The sequence below is a fragment of the Pseudomonas sp. N-1-13 genome, assembly GCF_057787095.1.
This window is the reverse complement of sequence record NZ_JBYNRI010000001.1, coordinates 4694391-4713212: the sequence shown is the minus strand read 5'-3', so window position 1 is coordinate 4713212 and position 18822 is coordinate 4694391. Positions and strand designations below refer to the sequence as shown.

At 61.6% G+C, this 18822-nt stretch carries 17 protein-coding genes; 12 read left to right on the top strand and 5 right to left on the bottom strand.

The window, feature by feature from the left end; genetic code table 11:
* From lepB to pdxJ, 5 genes are all read left to right on the top strand, one after another.
* A complete protein-coding gene (lepB, locus tag AC3I65_RS21125) occupies nt 1–855 on the top strand; it encodes a signal peptidase I (RefSeq protein WP_047228881.1) in 855 nt (284 codons plus the stop codon).
* A gap of 184 nt (nt 856–1039) precedes the next feature.
* Nucleotides 1040–1729: a ribonuclease III gene (gene rnc, locus AC3I65_RS21120; protein WP_047228882.1), complete on the top strand. Its 690-nt coding sequence runs from the start codon at nt 1040–1042 to the stop codon at nt 1727–1729.
* The gene (era, locus tag AC3I65_RS21115; protein WP_047228883.1) at nt 1722–2624 is read left to right on the top strand and encodes a GTPase Era; all 903 of its coding nucleotides are present in this window, start codon (nt 1722–1724) and stop codon (nt 2622–2624) included. Before rnc ends, era begins: the two co-directional genes overlap by 8 nt.
* A gap of 171 nt (nt 2625–2795) precedes the next feature.
* Nucleotides 2796–3485 (top strand): DNA repair protein RecO, encoded by a 690-nt coding sequence (gene recO, locus AC3I65_RS21110; protein WP_047228884.1) that lies wholly within the window; start codon nt 2796–2798, stop codon nt 3483–3485.
* Nucleotides 3486–3536: 51 nt separating this feature from the next.
* The gene (pdxJ, locus tag AC3I65_RS21105) at nt 3537–4280 is read left to right on the top strand and encodes a pyridoxine 5'-phosphate synthase (RefSeq protein WP_047228885.1); all 744 of its coding nucleotides are present in this window, start codon (nt 3537–3539) and stop codon (nt 4278–4280) included.
* Between the two features lie 131 nt (nt 4281–4411).
* On the opposite strand, the gene mltF is transcribed toward pdxJ, so the two are convergent.
* On the bottom strand, nt 4412–5872 hold the full coding sequence (gene mltF / locus AC3I65_RS21100; RefSeq protein ID WP_047228886.1) for a membrane-bound lytic murein transglycosylase MltF: 1461 nt from the start codon (nt 5870–5872) through the stop codon (nt 4412–4414).
* A gap of 287 nt (nt 5873–6159) precedes the next feature.
* On the opposite strand from mltF, the gene purL reads away from it, so the two are divergent.
* Complete coding sequence (purL, locus tag AC3I65_RS21095; RefSeq protein ID WP_047228887.1) at nt 6160–10056, top strand: phosphoribosylformylglycinamidine synthase; 3897 nt, start codon at nt 6160–6162, stop codon at nt 10054–10056.
* Nucleotides 10057–10060: 4 nt separating this feature from the next.
* Entirely contained in the window at nt 10061–10372 is a 312-nt protein-coding gene (locus tag AC3I65_RS21090) for a YqfO family protein (protein WP_047228888.1), read from the top strand.
* 249 nt (nt 10373–10621) lie between these two features.
* Here the strand turns inward: AC3I65_RS21090 and AC3I65_RS21085 are convergent, their stop codons facing one another.
* Together AC3I65_RS21085 and AC3I65_RS21080 are read right to left on the bottom strand one after the other, a co-directional pair.
* On the bottom strand, nt 10622–11128 hold the full coding sequence (locus AC3I65_RS21085; protein ID WP_047228889.1) for a L,D-transpeptidase family protein: 507 nt from the start codon (nt 11126–11128) through the stop codon (nt 10622–10624).
* Nucleotides 11129–11169: 41 nt separating this feature from the next.
* The gene (locus tag AC3I65_RS21080) at nt 11170–11721 is read right to left on the bottom strand and encodes an NUDIX hydrolase (RefSeq protein WP_047228890.1); all 552 of its coding nucleotides are present in this window, start codon (nt 11719–11721) and stop codon (nt 11170–11172) included.
* 146 nt (nt 11722–11867) lie between these two features.
* Here AC3I65_RS21080 and AC3I65_RS21075 point away from each other — a divergent pair, with 146 nt between their 5' ends.
* The 3 genes from AC3I65_RS21075 to AC3I65_RS21065 are packed head-to-tail and all read left to right on the top strand — an operon-like array spanning nt 11868 to nt 13214.
* The gene (locus AC3I65_RS21075) at nt 11868–12467 is read left to right on the top strand and encodes a CoA pyrophosphatase (protein WP_047228891.1); all 600 of its coding nucleotides are present in this window, start codon (nt 11868–11870) and stop codon (nt 12465–12467) included.
* A gap of 16 nt (nt 12468–12483) precedes the next feature.
* The gene (locus AC3I65_RS21070; RefSeq protein WP_047228892.1) at nt 12484–13008 is read left to right on the top strand and encodes a gamma carbonic anhydrase family protein; all 525 of its coding nucleotides are present in this window, start codon (nt 12484–12486) and stop codon (nt 13006–13008) included.
* Entirely contained in the window at nt 13005–13214 is a 210-nt protein-coding gene (locus AC3I65_RS21065; protein WP_047228893.1) for a DUF1289 domain-containing protein, read from the top strand. Before AC3I65_RS21070 ends, AC3I65_RS21065 begins: the two co-directional genes overlap by 4 nt.
* A gap of 161 nt (nt 13215–13375) precedes the next feature.
* On the opposite strand, the gene AC3I65_RS21060 is transcribed toward AC3I65_RS21065, so the two are convergent.
* Nucleotides 13376–14023: a Pr6Pr family membrane protein gene (locus AC3I65_RS21060; RefSeq protein ID WP_047228894.1), complete on the bottom strand. Its 648-nt coding sequence runs from the start codon at nt 14021–14023 to the stop codon at nt 13376–13378.
* A gap of 3 nt (nt 14024–14026) precedes the next feature.
* The gene (locus tag AC3I65_RS21055; protein ID WP_047228895.1) at nt 14027–14257 is read right to left on the bottom strand and encodes a VF530 family protein; all 231 of its coding nucleotides are present in this window, start codon (nt 14255–14257) and stop codon (nt 14027–14029) included.
* Nucleotides 14258–14526: 269 nt separating this feature from the next.
* Between AC3I65_RS21055 and AC3I65_RS21050 the strand changes: the two genes are divergently transcribed.
* Entirely contained in the window at nt 14527–15909 is a 1383-nt protein-coding gene (locus AC3I65_RS21050) for a carbohydrate porin (RefSeq protein ID WP_274089975.1), read from the top strand.
* A gap of 218 nt (nt 15910–16127) precedes the next feature.
* Nucleotides 16128–18542 carry a glucose/quinate/shikimate family membrane-bound PQQ-dependent dehydrogenase gene (locus AC3I65_RS21045; protein ID WP_047228897.1) on the top strand — a complete coding sequence of 805 codons (2415 nt, stop codon included), beginning with the start codon at nt 16128–16130 and terminating at the stop codon, nt 18540–18542.
* The last annotated feature ends 280 nt before the right edge of the window (nt 18543–18822 follow it).

The window sequence follows — 18822 nt, the reverse complement described above, 5'->3', positions numbered from 1 at the left end:
ATGTCGCTAAATTTCCCGCTGTTGCTGGTTATCGCCGTGTTCGTCTGCGGCCTGTTGGCGTTGCTTGATCTGTTGTTCCTGGCGCCGCGGCGCCGGGCTGCCATCGCCTCCTATCAGGGCAGCGTCAGCCAGCCTGATGGGGTGGTGGTCGAAAAACTCAACAAGGAACCGCTGCTGGTCGAATACGGCAAGTCGTTCTTTCCGGTGTTGTTCATCGTACTGGTGCTGCGCTCGTTCCTGGTGGAACCGTTCCAGATCCCGTCCGGCTCAATGAAGCCGACCCTGGATGTGGGCGATTTCATCCTGGTGAACAAGTTCTCCTACGGGATCCGCCTGCCGGTGATCGACAAGAAGGTCATCGAAATCGGTGACCCGCAACGCGGCGATGTCATGGTGTTCCGTTTTCCGAGCGATCCGAACGTCAACTACATCAAGCGTGTGGTCGGCTTGCCGGGAGACAAGATTCGCTACAGCGCCGACAAGCGCCTGTTCGTCAACGGTGAACTGGTGGCCGAACGGTTGATCGGCTCCGAGCCGGGCACACTGGGCAGCGCCGAGCTCTACCAGGAAAAACTCGGCGAGGCCGAACACCTTATCCGCAAGGAAATGAGCCGTTACCGCGCCGCACCGGACCATTCGTGGACCGTGCCGGCCGGGCACTATTTCATGATGGGCGACAACCGCGACAACTCCAACGACAGCCGGTACTGGGATGATCCGAACATTCCCAAGGACATGCTGGGCATGGTCCCCGACCGTAATATCGTCGGCAAGGCCTTTGCGGTCTGGATGAGCTGGCCGGAACCCAAACTCAGTCACCTGCCGAATTTCTCGCGGGTTGGCCTGATCAAGTAATCACACACGGCGCTGTTGAACACAGCGCCGAATGCATTTCTGGAGCCTGCACAAGGCTGCCCGAAGGCATGAAGCCAACGATAGTCAGGACGTCATTTTTGAACACAGCGTTAATTGTCCCAAGCCAACGGCACTTCGCGGCCGTGGTGGTGGAATCCAGCCACGAACTCAGCGTGGGTAAACCGTGAGCGTTTCTCTAAGCCGTCTCGAGCGTCAGCTCGGCTACACTTTCAAGGATCAGGAGCTGATGCTTCTGGCTCTCACTCACCGCAGTTTTGCCGGGCGCAACAACGAACGCCTGGAATTTCTGGGTGATGCCATCCTCAACTTCGTGGCTGGCGAGGCATTGTTCGAACGCTTCCCGCTGGCTCGGGAAGGCCAGTTGTCGCGTTTGCGCGCGCGCCTGGTCAAAGGTGAGACCCTGGCCGTGCTGGCCCGCGGTTTCGACCTGGGTGAGTACCTGCGCCTGGGCTCCGGTGAATTAAAGAGCGGCGGTTTCCGTCGTGAGTCGATTCTGGCCGATGCCCTGGAAGCGCTGATTGGCGCGATCTACCTGGACGCCGGCATGGAAATGGCGCGTGAGCGCGTGCTGGCCTGGCTGACCTCCGAGATCGACAGCCTGACGCTGGTGGACACCAACAAGGACCCGAAAACCCGTTTGCAGGAATTCCTGCAATCGCGCAGTTGCGAGCTGCCGCGTTACGAAGTGGTGGATATCCAGGGCGAGCCGCATTGCCGAACCTTCTTCGTTGAATGCGAAGTGGTCTTATTGAATGAAAAAAGCCGGGGTCAGGGTGTGAGTCGTCGTATTGCCGAACAGGTAGCGGCCGCCGCAGCACTGATTGCCCTGGGCGTGGAGAATGGCAATGACTGATACAACCGTCACCCGCTGCGGCTATGTCGCCATTGTCGGCCGGCCGAACGTGGGCAAGTCCACGCTGCTCAATCACATCCTGGGCCAGAAGCTGGCGATCACTTCGCGCAAGCCCCAGACCACCCGCCACAACATGCTGGGTATCAAGACCGAAGGTGCCGTACAGGCGATCTACGTTGATACCCCCGGCATGCACAAAGGTGGCGAAAAAGCGCTGAACCGCTACATGAACAAGACTGCTTCGGCGGCGCTGAAAGACGTCGATGTGGTGATCTTTGTGGTTGATCGCACCAAGTGGACCGAAGAAGACCAGATGGTTCTCGAGCGCGTCCAGTACGTGACGGGTCCCTTGATCGTGGCGCTGAACAAGACCGACCGCATCGAAGACAAGGCCGAATTGATGCCGCACCTGAGCTGGTTGCAGGAGCAACTGCCCAACGCCCAGATCATGCCCATCTCGGCCCAGCACGGCCACAATCTCGATGCGCTGGAGCGGGTGATCGCCGAGCACCTGCCGGAAAACGATCACTTCTTCCCCGAAGACCAGATCACCGACCGCAGCAGCCGCTTCCTGGCCGCCGAACTGGTGCGCGAGAAAATCATGCGCCAATTGGGCGCAGAGCTGCCGTACCAGATCACCGTGGAAATCGAAGAGTTCAAGCAGCAGGGCAAGACGCTGCACATCCATGCGCTGATCCTCGTCGAACGCGACGGCCAGAAAAAAATCATCATTGGCGACAAGGGCGAGCGTATCAAGCGCATCGGCACCGAAGCGCGCAAGGACATGGAGCTGTTGTTCGACTCCAAGATCATGCTCAACCTGTGGGTCAAGGTGAAGGGCGGTTGGTCCGATGATGAGCGGGCGCTGCGGTCGTTGGGTTACGGCGACCTGTAAAGCTCTTCCTGAGTGCATGAATTTCCATTGTGGGAGCGAGCCTGCTCGCGATAGCGGTCTGTCAGTCAACATTCCTGTTGAATATCAGTCCCTCATCGCGAGCAGGCTCGCTCCCACAGTGGTTTGTGGTTGTCAGTAATACTGCGTTTACTCATTGAGAGCTGCGATCCCATGCCGCCAACCCAACCCACCGCCCAACCCGCCTACGTCCTGCATTCGCGCGCCTACCGCGAAAGCAGCGCCTTGGTGGACTTTCTTACGCCCCAGGGGCGACTGCGGGCGGTGTTGCGGAGCGCGCGTGGCAAGGCCGGAACGCTGGCGCGGCCGTTCGTGCCGCTGGAAGTGGAATTCCGGGGGCGGGGCGAGTTGAAGAACGTCGGGCGCATGGAGAGCAACGGTGTTGCGGCCTGGCTTAACGGCGAGGCGTTGTTCAGCGGCCTTTATCTCAACGAGCTGCTGATCCGCCTGCTGCCCGCCGAAGACCCCCATCCCGCAGTGTTCGATCACTATGCCGCCACACTGTTGGCCCTGGCCGAAGGTCGCCCTCTGGAACCGCTGTTGCGTTCCTTCGAATGGCGGCTACTGGACGATCTGGGCTACGGTTTTGCCCTGAACACCGACCTGCATGGCGAGCCCATCGCAGCGGACGGTCTGTATCGGCTGCAGGTGGATGCCGGCCTGGAACAGGTCTACCTGCTGCAACCCGGGTTGTTCAATGGCACCGAACTTCTGGCCATGGCCGAGGCCGACTGGAGTGCGCCGGGCGCGCTCTCGGCGGCCAAGCGTCTGATGCGCCAGGCCCTGGCGGTTCATTTGGGCGGTCGGCCGCTGGTCAGTCGCGAGCTGTTTCGCAAGCCTTGATCAACCCGTATGCTGTGGGCCGAATCTCTGTCCATCTCAGGAGCGCTTTTCGTGAGCACCAGCAATCGCATTCTTCTCGGCGTGAACATCGACCATGTCGCCACCCTGCGCCAAGCCCGTGGTACCCGCTACCCGGACCCGGTCAAGGCCGCGCTGGATGCTGAAGAGGCAGGCGCCGACGGCATCACCGTGCACCTGCGTGAAGACCGCCGTCACATCCAGGAGCGCGACGTACTGCTGCTCAAGGACGTGCTGCAAACGCGCATGAATTTCGAAATGGGCGTGACCGAAGAAATGATGGTGTTTGCCGAACGCATCCGCCCCGCGCACATTTGCCTGGTGCCCGAGACGCGTCAGGAGCTGACCACCGAAGGCGGCCTGGACGTAGCGGGGCAGGAAGCACGGATCAGGGCGGCGGTGGAGCGTTTGTCGAAGATCGGCGCAGAGGTGTCGCTGTTCATCGACGCCGACGAGCGGCAGATCGAAGCCTCCAGGCGCGTCGGTGCCCCGGCCATCGAACTGCACACTGGCCGTTATGCCGATGCGCAAACGCCCACCGAGGTAGCTGAAGAGCTGCAGCGGGTAGCCGATGGCGTCGCCTTCGGCCTGGCCCAGGGCCTGATTGTGAATGCTGGCCATGGCTTGCATTACCACAACGTCGAGGCCGTCGCGGCCATCAAGGGCATCAATGAACTGAACATTGGCCATGCGCTGGTGGCCCATGCATTGTTTGTCGGGTTCAAGTCGGCGGTGGCTGAAATGAAAGCGCTGATCCTGGCAGCCGCCAAAGTTTGATGCATACGCAGGGCCCGTGTGGGAGCGAGCCTGCTCGCGATAGCGGTCTGACATTCACCATTGATGTCGACTGACACACCGCTATCGCGAGCAGGCTCGCTCCCACAAGGGGGCCTCAGTGTATTGGGGATTCAGAGCGGCGGGGTTTCCGGGTTCGGCTTGCTCTTGTCGACGCCCGGCACGTGCAGGTTGCCCTCGGCCACTTGGTCGCCTTCGAGCTGCGGCTGTGTGACCCAGGTCAGGATGTCGTAGTAGCGACGGATGTTCGCCACGAAATGCACCGGTTCACCGCCCCGGGCGTAGCCGTAGCGGGTTTTGCTGTACCACTTCTTCTGGGAAAGGCGCGGCAGGATCTTCTTCACATCCAGCCACTTGTTCGGATTCAACCCTTCCTTGGCCGCCAGTTTGCGAGCGTCATCCAGGTGACCGCCACCCACGTTATAGGCGGCGAGGGCGAACCAGGTGCGGTCCGGCTCCTCGATGCTCTCGTCCAGTTGTTCTTTTATGTAGGCCAGGTACTTGGCGCCACCCATGATGCTCTGCTTGGGATCCAGGCGATTGGACACACCCATGGCCTGGGCGGTGTTCTGGGTCAGCATCATCAGGCCGCGCACACCGGTCTTGGACGTGACTGTCGGCTGCCACAGTGATTCCTGGTAGCCGATGGCCGCCAGCAGGCGCCAGTCGACTTTTTCGGCCTTGGCGTAGTTCTTGAAATGCTTCTCATACTTGGGCAGACGTTGCTGCAAATGCTGGGCGAAGGTGTAGGCGCCAACATAACCCAGGACATCAACGTGCCCGTAGTAGCGATCCTTCAGGCGTTGCAGGGTGCCATTCTTCTGCACCTTGTCCAGGTAGGCGTTGATTTCGTTGAGCAGGCTGTTGTCTTCGCCGGGGGCCACGGCCCAGCTCTGGTTGCTGGCATCGCCCAGGTCGAAAGCGACCCGCACGTTGGGGAAGTACACCTGGTTCATTGCCACTTCGTTGGAATCCACCAGCGTCAGGTCGATCTGGCCTTCATCCACCATGCGCAGCAGGTCGACGACTTCTACCGCGTCGGACTCTTCGTATTCGATGCCGGGATATTTCTGTTTCAACTGCGCCAATTGTTCGGCGTGGGTGCTGCCCTTGAGCACCATGATCTTCTTGCCCGCCAGGGCGGCCGGGTCGGTGGGGCGTGATTGGCCGTTGCGGTAGATGATTTGTGGGGTGACTTCGAGGTAGGAGTGGGAAAATCGCACCTGACTCTTGCGTTTTTCGCTGCTGACCAGGCCGGCGGCAGCCAGTACCGGGCCGTTGGGCTTGCCCAGCTGGGTGAAAAGGTCATCGAGGTTGTCGGCGGTCTCGATTTTCAGCTCCACCCCCAAATCGTCGGCGAAACGCTTCACCAGCTCGTATTCGAAGCCGGTTTCACCATTGCGATCCTGGAAGTAGGTGGCGGGGCTGTTTCGGGTAACCACCCGCAGCACGCCATCCTCCTTCACGCGCTCCAGTGTGTTGGGTTTCTCAACACAACCACTGAGCACCAGGAAGAGTCCGGTTGCGATCAGCCACTTGGCGTACCGCGGACGCAAAGCCGTTGGGGAAAACATCTGCGCAGTATACGCAAACGGCCCCGACCGCCATATCTCGACAGCAGAAGGCCAGTCTGCTAGCGGTTGCAAAACGTGTCCGCAACACAGGCGGGCCGGGGGGCGCCGTGTTTTGCCCCGATGAAAAATATCTCGGTACGACCGTGCAAACGGGGGCCGGAAGAGCCATTCCTGCAAAGACCGACATTCGGCCAGCATCGTACGTGCCGTTTCGGGTGCCGTCGCCAGCGGTTTAGGCTAGAATGCACGGCCTCAAAGCACACCCCCTTCCCGAGGCTGTCCCGAAGATGTTGATCCTGCGCGGCGCTCCTGCCCTTTCTGCCTTTCGCCACAGCAAACTCCTTGAGCAACTGAGCCAGAAGGTTCCGGCTGTCAGTGGCTTGTATGCTGAATTCGCTCACTTCGCCGAAGTCACCGGCGGTTTGACCGGCGACGAACAGCAGGTGCTCGCGCGCCTTCTGAAGTACGGTCCCAGTGTTCCTGTCCAGGAGCCGACCGGTCGTCTGTTCCTGGTGCTGCCACGTTTCGGCACCATTTCGCCATGGTCGAGCAAGGCCAGCGACATCGCCCGTAACTGCGGCCTGGCGAAAATCCAGCGCCTGGAGCGCGGCATTGCCTTTTATGTCGCCGGTGAGTTCAGCGAGGCCGAGGCCCAACTGATCGCCGAGGGCCTGCATGACCGCATGACCCAGATCGTCCTGGGCAACCTGGAGCAGGCCGCGGGCCTGTTCAGCCATGCCGAGCCAAAACCGCTGACCGCCATCGATGTGCTGGGCGGCGGCCGTGCCGCACTGGAAAAAGCCAACGCCGAACTGGGCCTGGCCCTGGCCGAAGACGAGATCGATTACCTGGTCAACGCCTTCCAGGGCTTGAAGCGCAACCCCCACGACATCGAACTGATGATGTTCGCCCAGGCCAACTCCGAGCACTGCCGGCACAAGATCTTCAACGCCAGTTGGGACATTGATGGCCAGAGCCAGGAAAAAAGCCTGTTCGGCATGATCAAGAACACCTATCAGATGCACAACGAAGGTGTGCTCTCGGCCTACAAGGACAACGCCGCGGTGATCGTCGGCAACGTCGCCGGGCGTTTCTACCCGAACCCTGAGACCCGCCAGTACGGTGCGGTCCAGGAGCCGGTGCACATCCTGATGAAGGTCGAGACTCACAACCACCCGACCGCCATCGCCCCGTTCCCGGGTGCGTCCACCGGTTCCGGTGGCGAGATCCGCGACGAAGGCGCCACCGGTCGCGGTGCCAAGCCCAAGGCTGGCCTGACCGGCTTCACCGTATCGAACCTGCAGATCCCGGGCTTTGAACAGCCGTGGGAAAAGCCCTACGGCAAGCCCGAGCGCATCGTCAACGCGCTGGACATCATGATCGAAGGTCCTCTTGGGGGCGCGGCGTTCAACAACGAATTCGGCCGTCCGGCCCTGACCGGTTACTTTCGTACCTTCGAGCAATCCATCACCACCCCTCGCGGTGAAGAAGTGCGCGGCTACCACAAGCCGATCATGCTCGCCGGCGGCATGGGCAACATCCGCGCCGAACACGTGCAGAAAGGCGAGATCCTGGTCGGTTCCAAGCTGATCGTCCTCGGTGGGCCGGCCATGCTGATCGGCCTGGGCGGCGGCGCCGCTTCCTCCATGGCCACCGGCACCAGCTCGGCGGACCTGGACTTCGCCTCGGTCCAGCGGGAAAACCCGGAAATGGAACGCCGTTGCCAGGAAGTCATCGACCGTTGCTGGCAGTTGGGTGAACACAACCCCATCAGCTTCATCCACGACGTCGGCGCGGGCGGCCTGTCCAACGCCTTCCCGGAATTGGTCAACGACGGTGGCCGTGGTGGCCGCTTCGAACTGCGCAACATTCCGAACGACGAGCCGGGCATGGCCCCGCACGAAATCTGGAGCAACGAATCCCAGGAACGTTATGTCCTGGCGGTCGGCCCGGCCGACTTCGAGTGTTTCCAGGCCATTTGCGAACGCGAGCGCTGCCCGTTCGCCGTGGTCGGCGAAGCCACTGCCGAGCCGCAACTGACCGTCACCGACAGCCACTTCGGCAACAGTCCGGTGGACATGCCGCTGGAAGTGCTGCTGGGCAAGGCCCCGCGCATGCACCGTTCGGCCGTTCGCGAAGCCGAGCTGGGCGATGATTTCGACCCGTCGACGCTCGACGTTGCCGATTCCATCGAGCGCGTTCTGCACCACCCGGCCGTGGCGAGCAAAAGTTTCCTGATCACCATCGGCGACCGCACCATCACCGGTCTTGTGGCCCGTGATCAAATGGTCGGCCCGTGGCAGGTGCCGGTGGCCGACGTTGCCGTGACCGCCACCAGCTTCGACGTCTACACCGGCGAAGCCATGGCCATGGGCGAGCGCACGCCGTTGGCGTTGCTGGACGCTCCGGCGTCGGGCCGCATGGCGATTGGCGAGACCCTGACCAACATCGCGGCCTCGCGCATCGGCAAGATCTCCGACATCAAACTGTCGGCCAACTGGATGTCCGCCGCCGGTCACCCGGGTGAAGACGCCCGCCTGTACGACACCGTCAAGGCTGTCGGCATGGAGCTGTGCCCGGAGCTGGGCATCACCATTCCGGTGGGCAAGGACTCCATGTCCATGGCCACGCGCTGGAACGATGAGGGCGTGGACAAGAGCGTCACCTCGCCGCTGTCGCTGATCGTCACCGGTTTCGCCCCGGTCACCGACATCCGCCAGACCCTGACCCCGCAACTGCGCATGGACAAGGGCACCACCGACCTGATCCTGATCGACCTGGGCCGTGGCCAGAACCGCATGGGCGCCTCGATCCTCGCCCAGGTGCACGGCAAGCTCGGCTCGCAAGCGCCGGACGTCGACGATGCCGAAGACCTGAAGGCGTTCTTCGCGGTCATCCAGGGCCTCAACGCCGACGGTCATCTGCTGGCCTACCACGACCGTTCCGACGGTGGTTTGCTGACCACCGTGGTGGAAATGGCTTTCGCCGGCCATTGCGGCCTGAGCCTGACCCTCGACAGCGTTGCCGAGTCTACGGCTGAAATCCCGGCCATCCTGTTCAACGAGGAACTGGGCGCGGTGATCCAGGTTCGCCAGGACGCCACCCCGGACATCCTTGCCCAGTTCAGCGCAGCGGGCCTGGCCGACTGCGTCTCGGTGATCGGCCAGCCGATCAACAACGCCCACATCAACATCACCTTCAACGGCGACACCGTCTTCGAAGGCCAGCGCCGTCTGTTGCAGCGCCAGTGGGCGGAAACCAGCTACCAGATCCAGCGCTTGCGGGACAATGCCGACTGCGCCGAGCAGGAATTCGACGCGCTGCTGGAAGAAGACAACCCGGGTTTGAGCGCCAAGCTCAGCTACGACGTCAATCATGACGTGGCCGCGCCTTACATCAAGAAAGGCATTCGCCCACAAGTGGCGGTGCTGCGTGAGCAGGGTGTCAACGGTCAGGTGGAAATGGCGGCGGCGTTCGACCGCGCCGGTTTCAACGCGATCGACGTGCACATGAGCGATATCCTGGCCGGCCGTGTCGACCTGAACGACTTCAAGGGCATGGTCGCCTGTGGCGGTTTCTCCTACGGCGACGTGCTGGGTGCCGGTGAAGGCTGGGCCAAGTCGGCACTGTTCAACAGCCGCGCCCGCGACGCGTTCCAGGGCTTCTTCGAACGCACCGACAGCTTCACCCTCGGCGTGTGCAACGGTTGCCAGATGATGTCCAACCTGCACGAGTTGATCCCGGGCAGCGAGTTCTGGCCGCACTTCGTGCGTAACCGTTCCGAGCAGTTCGAAGCGCGCGTGGCGATGGTCCAGGTCCAGGAATCCAACTCGATCTTCCTGCAGGGCATGGCCGGTTCGCGCATGCCGATCGCCATCGCCCACGGCGAAGGCCATGCGGAATTCGAAAGCGAAGAAGCCCTGCTCGAAGCCGATTTGTCCGGTTGCGTGTCGCTGCGATTCGTCGACAACCACGGCAAGGTCACCGAAACCTACCCGGCCAACCCGAACGGCTCGCCGCGCGGAATCACCGGCCTGACCAGCCGCGACGGCCGCGTCACGATCATGATGCCACACCCGGAGCGTGTGTTCCGCGCGGTGCAGAACTCGTGGCGTTCGGACGACTGGAACGAAGACGCACCATGGATGCGCATGTTCCGCAACGCCCGCGTCTGGGTGAACTAAGGGCGTGTACAAGCTCTGCTTCTTCGTACCGGCCAGCCACCTGGACGTGGTCAAAAGCGCCGTATTCGCCGCCGGTGGCGGACGGATCGGCGCCTATGACCACTGCGCCTGGCAAGTGCTGGGCCTGGGCCAGTTCCGCCCCTTGGACGGCAGCCAGCCGTTCATTGGCGAAGCGGGGCAGGTCGAGCAGGTCGAGGAATGGAAAGTGGAGCTTGTCGTGGCCGATGAGTTGATTCGTGCGGCGGTGGCGGCGTTGAAGCAGAGCCATCCCTATGAGACACCGGCTTATGAAGTGTGGCGGTTGGAGGATTTTTGATCGTCCGGCCGTTGAATGAGAAACCCGCTGATTGATTCAGCGGGTTTTTTATTGGTCGCGATATAGGTTGAAACACAACTGTGGGCACGGACCTGTGGCGAGGGGATTTATCCCCGCTGGGCTGCGCAGCAGCCCTCAAGCCAGGCAATTCGGTGTTTCAGGCAGATTGAGTTGTTGGCTTAGGGGACTGCTGCGCAGTCCAACGGGGATAAATCCCCTCGCCACAGGGAACTCATGTGTGGTCGGGCGCTACGGCCGGATCTCGATCATGGTGCCATCCGGCACCAGGTTCCACACCTCGCGCATGTCCACATTGCGCATGGCAATGCAGCCGTCGGTCCAGTCCAGGGTGTGGAACAGCTGCTCAGGGTTTTCTTCGGAATCCGGGGTGCCATGGATCATGATCATGCCCCCCGGTTCCACGCCTTCACGGCGGGCGCGGGCGGCGTCGCTGATGTTGGGGTAGGAAATGTGCATCGACAGGTAGAAGCGGTCGCTGGTCTTGCGCCAGTCGATCCAGTAGAAACCCTCGGGGGTGCGCTTGTCGCCTTCGATCAGCTTGGGGCCTTTTTTGGCGCCCTTGCCCAAAGAAATGCGATAGGTCTTCAGTGGTTTGCCGTCGTTGATCAATTGCAATTGATGGGCGGACTTGAGCACCAGCACTTTTTCGATGGTCTTGCCGTTGTAGGTTCCCACCGCAGAAGCCTGGGACACCGCAGCGAACGACAAGCAGAACAGGACAAGCAACCAGCGCATTGAAACGATATCCCTAGAGGTGTCGCGGCTATTGTGGATTTTTAGGTATTGGCAGGCTGGGCCAGCGGCGGGATCGATTCGGATCGCACCGGGTAGTCCTCGGTTCGCCGGTCAGCATAGAAGTATTCTAGGGTACGGCCCACCGTGCGGAAAGCCAGCTCGTCCCAGGGAATGTCCGCTTCGTCGAACAGTTTCACTTCCAGGCTCTCGGGCCCGGCGGCGAAATCTTCGTCCACCAGCTCGGCGCGGAAGAATACATGCACCTGGCTGATATGCGGAACATCGATCAGCGTATAAATGCTCAGGTTGCGCACGCGGGCGCAGGCTTCTTCGGCGGTCTCGCGCACGGCGGCCTGCTCGACGGTTTCGCCGTTCTCCATGAAACCTGCCGGCAATGTCCAGTAACCGCGCCGTGGCTCGATGGCACGTCGGCACAGCAGCACTTTGCTGCCCCAGGTCGGCACGCAACCGGCCACGATATTGGGGTTCTGGTAGTGGATGGTGTGGCAGGTATCGCAGACAAAGCGCAAGCGCGAGTCGCCTTCGGGGATACGCTGGGTTACCGGGTTACCGCACTGGCTGCAGAATTTCATGCTTGGGTTCCTGAATGCTGCGCCTATCTTGGCGTCTGCGGGCGGCTGTCGGCAAGTTGTCGTTTCGCGACACGTCGCAGTGCGGGGGTTGGGCGGCTTGCCTGATTGGTGCATGATGCAAGGTAGCGAATAAATCGAGAAGTCTCATGCTGGACGAGCTACTGCATCGAGTAAGCAACCATACCCCACGTGATCTGGAGACTGACCGACGTTTCCCTGAAGCGGCGGTGCTGGTGCCCATTACCCGCAGTGACGAGCCGGAACTGGTCCTGACCCTGCGCGCCAGCGGGCTTTCGACTCATGGCGGCGAAGTTGCATTTCCCGGTGGGCGCCGCGACCCGGAAGATCCGGACCTGATTTTCACCGCCTTGCGCGAAGCCGAAGAAGAAATTGGCCTGCCCCCCGGCCTGGTGGAAGTGATCGGCCCCCTCAGTCCCTTGATCTCGCTGCACGGCATCAAGGTCACGCCCTACGTGGGGGTGATTCCCGATTACGTCGAATACCAGGCCAACGATGCCGAGATCGCCGCGGTGTTCAGCGTACCGCTGGAGTTCTTTCGCAAGGACCCGCGCGAACACACGCATCGCATCGACTACCAGGGCTGCAGTTGGTATGTGCCCAGCTATCGTTTTGGCGAGTACAAGATCTGGGGCCTGACGGCGATCATGGTGGTCGAACTGGTCAACCTGATGTTCGACGCCGGCATTGACCTGCACACCCCGCCCAAGACTTTCATCAATACCTGAAGCCCCGAGGAACCTCATGAAATACCGCCTGGGTGATGCCCGTGTCGAAACCCACCCACAGAGCTGGGTCGCCCCCAACGCCACATTGGTGGGCAAGGTCCGCCTCGAAGAAGGCGCCAATGTCTGGTTCAACGCGGTGCTGCGTGGCGATAACGAACTGATCCTGATCGGCAAAAACAGCAACGTGCAGGACGGCACGGTGATGCACACCGACATGGGCTTCCCGCTGACCATCGGCACCGGCGTGACCATCGGCCATAACGCCATGCTTCACGGTTGCACGGTGGGGGACTACAGCCTTATCGGCATCAATGCGGTGATCCTCAACGGCGCGAAGATCGGCAAGAACTGCATCATCGGCGCCAACTCGCTGATCGGCGAAGGCAAGGAGGTTCCTGACGGTTCGCTGGTGATGGGCTCACCCGGCAAGGTTGTGCGGGAATTGACCGAAGCGCAGAAGAAGATGCTCGAGGCCAGCGCGGCGCACTATGTTCACAACGCGCAGCGCTACGCCCGCGACTTGGCCGAGCAAGAGCAATGAACCCGCCAGAACGCCCGGTTCCGTCGCCCTGCGTGAACATCTGCGCCCTGGACGATGACGACATCTGCACCGGCTGCCAGCGCACCGTGGCGGAAATCACCCGTTGGAGCCGGATGGACAACGATGAGCGACGCAGTGTTCTGGCGTTGTGTCATGAAAGGGCCAAGGCCAGTGGATTGGTGTGGATGTTGCCGGTGAGGCGCTGACGCCCACACAAGACTCTGTAGGAGCACGTACCTGTGGGAGCAAAACTTGCTCGCGATGCAGGCACCCAGGTCGTCAGGTGGACCGCGTGATCGTTCATCGCGGGCAAGCCTTGCTCCCACAGGTTTGGCTTCCACAGATGCTGTTCCCCAAAATCTTTATTTCAGCGACGCCACCGATCCAATCCCACCACCCCCAGCGCAATCGCGACAAACCCCGCCAATATCCCTGCGGCATTGATGAGCACCTGTGGATAACCCAGGTTCGCCACGTCAATGAAAGGGTAGGGGTACGCCGCCAGTAATTCCCCCCGCAGCAGGAGCCACGCGAAGTACACCACCGGGTAAATCATCCACAGCCCGATGTGCTTCATGCGCAAGGTGCCCTTGGGCACGCAGAACCACCAGTAGGTCATGAACAGCAACGGCATGACGTCGTGCAGCAATTCGTCGGCCACGAACTGCCAGCCTTCGGGTTGCCACAGATGTCGCAGCAGCAGGTTGTAGGCCAGGCCGACCAAGGTAATGCTCACGGTAATGCCGCTGCTGACCCCCGGCTGCAAGAACCAGCGCCGGGCCGGCGATTCTCGCTGGATCAGTTCCCAGGTCAGCACCACGGCCACCAGAGTGTTGGTCAGCACGGTGAAGAAACTGAGAAAGTTCACCAGGCCGCCGAGCAAGCTTGCGCCCAGTTCCCAGCGACCGAGCAGGATCAGGTACAACTGGATGCTCAACCCGGCCCAGCCCAACAGGGCCGCCACTGACACGAAGCACTGTCGCAGCGCGGGGCGCCGACGGATCTGAATGTCCACGGCTCAGACCGGTCGTTTGGTGCGCATCAGCTTGATGTACAGCCGCTCGACTTTCTCCCGCGCCCACGGCGTCTTGCGCAAAAAGGTCAGGCTGGACTTGATGCTCGGATCGCTCTTGAAGCAACGAATGTCGATGCGCTCGGCCAGACCCGACCATTCGTAGTGCTGCACCAGGGCGTTGAGGATCTGCTCCAGCGTCACGCCGTGCAGCGGGTTGTTGTTGGATTCGGTCATGGGAGGCCTTCGCGCAAAGAGGTGTAAAGCCGCGCACCTTAGCCGAGGTGCCCGCGTGGTGGAAGTATCACTGAAACGCTGCCTGTTTGTTTCGCGGCTTTGCGCAACGCCTACTGTTACCGAATCCGAAATGATTCATGTCAGTAAAAGGCCTTTCTCTATTTGTAACAGGACATTATCCTTGCGCCGCCTGCTGAAACGCTTCTTCTGCCGTGCCAAAGCCCCCGGCGTTCAGCGAATCCCCTAAAAAGATCAAGAATTCCTTCTTTATGTTCGATGTTCAGACTCTGCAAGACAGCGCTGTCCGGCACTGTATTGCCGCCAGAAACACCCTTCACCTGATGGCCGGTCTCGGCGCCTTGGGCATTGCCATCGGCGCTCAGGCCGCTCCCGCGTTCGACAGCGACTCACCCTGGATGCTGGGTGACTGGAACGGCACGCGAAGCGAACTCGCGAAAAAAGGCTACGACTTCAAGTTCGATTACACCGGTGAAATGGGCAGCAACCTGCACGGCGGCTACGACCATGACCGCACCGCTCGCTACAGCGACCAGTTCGCCTTCGGCACGCACCTGGACCTGCAGAAAATCCTCGGTTGGCACGCCGCCGAGTTTCAACTGACGGTCACCGAGCGCAGCGGCAATAACATCAGCAATGACCGGATCAACGACCCGCGCGTTGGCGGTTTCACTTCCGCCCAGGAAGTCTGGGGCCGTGGCCAGACCTGGCGGTTGACGCAGATGTGGTATCAGCAGGCATTTTTCGATGACCGGCTCGATATCAAGGCCGGTCGTTTCGGTGAGGGCGAGGATTTCAACAGCTTCCCCTGCGACTTCCAGAACCTGGCGTTCTGCGGCTCGCAAGTGGGCAACTGGGTGGGCGGCATCTGGTACAACTGGCCGGTCAGCCAGTGGGCGCTGCGGGTCAAGTATCACCTCACGCCTGAGCTGTACGCGCAGATCGGGGCTTATGAACAAAACCCCTCGAACCTGGAAACCGGTAACGGCTTCAAGCTCAGCGGCAGCGGCACCCAGGGCGCCGTAGTGCCGGTGGAGCTGGTGTGGTCGCCCAAGCTCAATGGTCTGCCGGGCGAATACCGCGCCGGTTATTACTACAGCAGTGCCAACGCCACCGACGCCTACAAGGATCGCAACGGCCAGCCGGCCGCCCTGAGCGGCGAGGCGTATCGCAGCGCGTCGAGCAAGCATGGCGTGTGGTTGGGGGCGCAACAGCAACTGACCAGTGTCGCCAGTGACCATTCCCGTGGCCTGAGTGTGTTCGCCAACGCCACGATGCACGACAAGAAAACCAACGCCATCGACCACTATGTCCAGGCCGGTCTCGTCTACAAGGGGCTGTTCGACGCCCGCGCCAGGGATGACATCGGTTTTGCCCTGGCTCGGGTTCACGTCAACCCGGCTTACCGCAAGAACGCCGAGGCCACCAACCAGGCCCGCGCCGTCCAGGGTTACGACAACCCGGCCTTTTTGCCACCCCAGGACACCGAGTACAGCGCCGAGTTGTATTACGGCGTACACGTGACGAACTGGCTGACCGTGCGCCCGAACCTGCAGTACATCCGCCATCCGGGCGGCGTGGACAAGGTCGATGACGCGCTGATTGGCGGGATCAAGATTCAGTCGTCGTTCTAGTCAGTGCACAAGACCCTTGTGGGAGCGAGCCTGCTCGCGATAGCGATTTCACATCCAACATTGAAGTCGACTGTAACGCCGCCATCGCGAGCAGGCTCGCTCCCACAGCAACCGCTTCAACCCAATTACCTCTTTCAACTGAACCATGCCCCCTCAAGATCGTCATCTACAGTGACTACTTGCGCGGGACTCCTTAAAACCTCACGGAGAATCACACTATGAGCACTGAGGGTGCTATGAGTCGAAGCCGTCTGCTACCGAGCCTGCTCGGCATTCTGCTTCTATTGATGGGCCTGGCCCTGTTGGCGGGGGGAATCAAGCTGAGCACGCTTGGCGGCTCGCTGTATTACCTGCTGGCCGGTATCGGCCTGGCGCTGACCGGCGTGCTGCTGATCATGGCCCGGCGTGCAGCCCTGGGCCTGTACGCGCTGGTGCTGTTCGCCAGCACCGTGTGGGCGCTGTGGGAAGTGGGCCTGGACTGGTGGCAACTGGTGCCGCGCCTGGCAATGCTGTTTGCCTTGGGCATCGTCATGTTGCTGCCGTGGTTCCGCCGTCCACTGTTGACCCCCGACGCTTCGCCCATGGGCACCCGTGCTTTGGGCGCCGCCGTGGTCATTGCCGGCATCACCGCGCTCGCCAGCCAGTTCACCAATCCGGGTGAAATCGAGGGCCAACTGGACCGCGACAGCGTGCCTGGCATGACCAACACCGCCCCGGCGATGCCGGACGGGGATTGGAACTCCTATGGCCGCAGTGCCCATGGTGACCGTTATTCGCCCCTGGCGCAGATCACCCCCGAGAACGTCAGCAAGCTGGAACCGGCCTGGACCTATCGCACTGGCGACCTGCCAGGGCCGAACGACCCGGGTGAGACCACGGCGGAAAACACACCGCTGAAGGTCAACGGCATGCTCTACGTGTGCACGCCCCACAGCCAGGTGATTGCTCTGGAGCCTGAAACCGGCAAGGAAATCTGGCGGTTCGATCCGAAGCTTTCCACGCAGAAAGCGGAAAACTTCAAGGGCTGGGCCCACATGACCTGCCGCGGCGTGACCTATCACGATGACGCGGTGTACGCCTCGGCCGAGCAGAGCCCGACCGGCGCGGCCAGCACCACGCCGGCGAGCACCGTGTGCCCACGCCGGATCTTCCTGCCGACCGCCGACACGCGCCTGATCGCGCTGAACGCCGACACCGGCAAGATGTGTGAAGACTTCGGTGACAAGGGCCAGGTCGACCTGACCGCCAACATTGGCGGCTTCACGGCCGGCGGTTACTACTCCACGTCGCCACCGGCCGTGACCCAGAACCTGGTGGTGATCGGTGGCCACGTCACCGATAACGTCTCCACCGACGAGCCAAGCGGGGTCATCCGCGCCTATGACGTGCACACCGGCGAGCTGGTGTGGAACTGGGACAGCGGCAACCCGGACGACACTACGCCGATTGCCGAAGGCCAGACCTACACCCGTAACTCGCCGAACATGTGGTCCATGTTCAGCGTCGATGAAAAACTCGGCATGCTCTACCTGCCGATGGGTAACCAGACGCCCGACCAGTTCGGTGGTTTCCGTACACCAGAATCGGAGAAATACGCCGCCGGCCTGACCGCGCTGGATATCGCCACCGGCAAGGTGCGCTGGTACTTCCAGTTCACCCACCACGACCTGTGGGACATGGACGTGGGCGGGCAACCGACGCTGATGGACTTGAAAACCGCCGATGGCGTGAAGCCGGCGGTACTGGCATCGACCAAGCAGGGCAGCATCTACGTGCTGGACCGCAGCAATGGTCAGCCGATCGTGCCGATCAAGGAGATCCCGGTGCCGCAAGGCGCGGTAGAGGGTGACTACACCTCGCCGACCCAGCCGATGTCCGACCTGAACTTCGTGCCGCCGGTCCTCCAGGAACGCGACATGTGGGGCGTGACCCCGTTCGACCAGATGCTGTGCCGGATCGACTTCAAGTCGCTGCGCTACGAAGGCATGTTCACGCCGCCGTCGCTGCAAGGCTCGATCGTCTACCCAGGTAACTTCGGTGTGTTTGACTGGGGCGGTATTTCGGTTGATCCGGTACGCCAGATCGCTTTCGTCAATCCGAGCTACATGGCGTTCAAGTCGAAACTGGTTCCTGCGGCCGAAGTGGCCGGCGGTCCGGGGCGCAAGAGCGAGACCGAAGGCGTGCAGCCGAACAAAGGCGCGCCGTATGGCGTGATCCTCGAAGCGCTGCTTTCGCCAATGGGCCTGCCTTGCCAGGCACCGGCCTGGGGTTATGTGGCGGCCGTCGACCTGACCAACAACAAAACCCTGTGGATGCACAAGAACGGCACCGTGCGTGATAGCTCGCCGGTACCGATCCCGCTGAGCATGGGCGTACCGAGCCTGGGCGGCGCCTTCACCACCGCCAGCGGCCTGGCGTTCCTGAGCGGCACCCTCGACCAGTACCTGCGTGCCTATGACGTGAAAAACGGCAAGCAACTGTGGGAAGGCCGCCTGCCAGCGGGCGCCCAGACCACGCCGATGACCTACACCGGCAAGGACGGCAAGCAATACGTGCTGGTCGTTGCCGGTGGCCATGGTTCCCTGGGTACCAAGCAGGGTGACTATGTGATCGCCTATAAACTGCCGGATTAAGCGGGAGTGATCGTTCCCACGCTCCTGCGTGGGAATGCATCCTCCGACGCTCTGCGTCACCGTTTCAGAAGCGGAACGCGGAGCGTCCCTGGCGGCGTTCCCACGCTGAGCGTGGGCACGATCTGGGGTAAACCGGCGCTCATGAAAAAGGCGACACCTTTGCGGGTGTCGCCTTTTTCTTTAGCCCAATGTCATCCCAAGTTAGCTGTGGGAGCAAAGCTTGCTCGCGATGCTGGCGCCCTGGTCTTCAGGTGGACCGCGTTATCGTTCATCGCGGGCA

Excerpts from the sequence above, each read along its gene's own strand:
- lepB (WP_047228881.1), top strand. The coding sequence starts at position 1 with ATGTCGCTAAATTTCCCGCTGTTGCTGGTTATCGCCGTGTTCGTCTGC.
- AC3I65_RS21055 (WP_047228895.1), bottom strand. The coding sequence starts at position 14,257 with ATGACCGAATCCAACAACAACCCGCTGCACGGCGTGACGCTGGAGCAG.
- AC3I65_RS21065 (WP_047228893.1), top strand. The coding sequence starts at position 13,005 with ATGAACCCGCCAGAACGCCCGGTTCCGTCGCCCTGCGTGAACATCTGC.
- AC3I65_RS21050 (WP_274089975.1), top strand. The coding sequence starts at position 14,527 with ATGTTCGATGTTCAGACTCTGCAAGACAGCGCTGTCCGGCACTGTATT.
- purL (WP_047228887.1), top strand. The coding sequence starts at position 6,160 with ATGTTGATCCTGCGCGGCGCTCCTGCCCTTTCTGCCTTTCGCCACAGC.
- AC3I65_RS21085 (WP_047228889.1), bottom strand. The coding sequence starts at position 11,128 with ATGCGCTGGTTGCTTGTCCTGTTCTGCTTGTCGTTCGCTGCGGTGTCC.
- mltF (WP_047228886.1), bottom strand. The coding sequence starts at position 5,872 with ATGTTTTCCCCAACGGCTTTGCGTCCGCGGTACGCCAAGTGGCTGATC.
- AC3I65_RS21070 (WP_047228892.1), top strand. The coding sequence starts at position 12,484 with ATGAAATACCGCCTGGGTGATGCCCGTGTCGAAACCCACCCACAGAGC.
- AC3I65_RS21080 (WP_047228890.1), bottom strand. The coding sequence starts at position 11,721 with ATGAAATTCTGCAGCCAGTGCGGTAACCCGGTAACCCAGCGTATCCCC.
- era (WP_047228883.1), top strand. The coding sequence starts at position 1,722 with ATGACTGATACAACCGTCACCCGCTGCGGCTATGTCGCCATTGTCGGC.
- recO (WP_047228884.1), top strand. The coding sequence starts at position 2,796 with ATGCCGCCAACCCAACCCACCGCCCAACCCGCCTACGTCCTGCATTCG.
- AC3I65_RS21045 (WP_047228897.1), top strand. The coding sequence starts at position 16,128 with ATGAGCACTGAGGGTGCTATGAGTCGAAGCCGTCTGCTACCGAGCCTG.
- AC3I65_RS21075 (WP_047228891.1), top strand. The coding sequence starts at position 11,868 with ATGCTGGACGAGCTACTGCATCGAGTAAGCAACCATACCCCACGTGAT.